Source organism: Caulobacter sp. (assembly GCF_017744445.1).
Classification (GTDB): Bacteria; Pseudomonadota; Alphaproteobacteria; order Caulobacterales; family Caulobacteraceae; genus Caulobacter.
This window is the reverse complement of the sequence record NZ_JAGIBH010000036.1, coordinates 1-1669: the sequence shown is the minus strand read 5'-3', so window position 1 is coordinate 1669 and position 1669 is coordinate 1. Positions and strand designations below refer to the sequence as shown.

Sequence of the window (1669 nt, the reverse complement as noted above, 5' to 3'; positions counted from 1 at the left end):
GCCCTGGGCGGCGCCAAGTCCAAGAACGTCTCGATCGGCCTGGGCGGCTCGGGCGGCGGCGGCGGCAAGGGCGGCGACGTCAAGGTCACCTCGACGGACCTGGTGGTCACCGAAGGCGACGACGCCACGGCCATCTTCGCCCAGAGCGTGGGCGGCGGCGGCGGGGCCGGCGGCGCGGCCGGGGCCCTGGCGGTCTCGGGCGGCGAGTCGACCAACCTGGCCATGAACATCGGCGGGGCGGGCGCGACGGGCTCGATCGGCGGCGACGTCACCGTCGTCAACAGCGGCGTGGTGGTCACCCACGGCGAGCAGTCGCACGGCATCTTCGCCGAGAGCATCGGCGGCGGCGGCGGCCACGGCGGCATGGCCGGCATCGACGAGAACCAGTGGTCCGACTACATGGCCGGCGGCGCCGGCACGGTCAGCCTGGGCTCCAAGAGCAACAACATCTCGGTCGCCCTGGGCGGCGCCGGCGGCACGGGCAACGACGGCGGCGTCGTCCGGGTCACCAACACCGGCGTGGTGGCGACGACGGGCGAGTCCCAGGCCAACGCCATCTACGCCCAGAGCGTCGGCGGCGGCGGCGGCGACGCGGGGGTGGCCACGGCGGCGTCCGGCAGCTTCGGCCAGGGCCAGAACGGCACCTACGCCATCGCCCTGGGCGGCACGGGCGGCGCGGCCGGCGACGGCAAGCTGGTCGACGTCAAGAACAGCGGCTCGCTGAGCACGGTCGGCGGCAATTCCAGCGGCATCGTCGCCCAGTCGGTGGGCGGCGGCGGCGGCTCGGGCGGCGACGCCCGCGGCTTCTCGCTGAGCTTCTCCAAGAAGGCGGCGGGCACGTCCAAGGCGACCTCGGTCAACGTCTCGATCGGCGGCCAGGGCGGCGCGGCCGGCGACGGCGGCGAGGTGTGGGTCGACAACAGCGGCCAGATCCTGACCGAAGGCGGCGACTCGCACGGCGTGTTCGCCCAGTCGGTGGGCGGCGGCGGCGGTCGTGGCGGCCTGATCTCGACCCAGGGCGAAGAGGTCGTCACCTTCCTCGACATGGCTAACAAGGGCGAGGCCAAGGGTGGCCAGATCGCCATCGGCGGTTCGGGCGCGGGCGGCGGCGACGGCTTCCTGGTCAAGGTGGTCAACAGCGGCTTGATCTGGACCAAGGGCAACGACTCGCACGGCGTGTTCGCCCAGAGCGTGGGCGGCGGCGGCGGCGACGGCGGTTCGGGCCTGGCCGGCCAGGTCAGCATCGGCGGCCAGGGCGGCGTGGCCGGCGACGGCGGCGAGGTCCGCGTGACCAACAACGGCACGATCGTCACCGAAGGGGCGCTGTCACGCGGCGTCTTCGCCCAGAGCGTGGGCGGCGGCGGCGGCACGGGCGGCGCCACCGATTACGACGGCGACGACACCTATTCCTACAGCAAGGGCCTGTCGGACACGATGAAGGTGGTGGGCAACCTCACCTCCACGAAGGAGCTGATCGACTCGTTCAGCGAGCCGGACTGGGGCATCAGCATCGGCGGCACGGGCGGTTCGGCCGGCGACGGCGGCGTGGTCACGGTCACCAACAACGGCGCGATCTACACCTCGGGCCGCCTGTCGCACGGGATCATGGCCCAGAGCATCGGCGGGGGCGGCGGCACGGGCGGCGAGGGGACGATCACCACGGTCGGCC

General features: G+C 73.6%; 1 pseudogene. It reads left to right on the top strand.

The features are described 5' to 3' along the window. A pseudogene (locus J7528_RS23325) lies at window positions 1-1669 on the top strand (hypothetical protein); the annotation flags it as partial.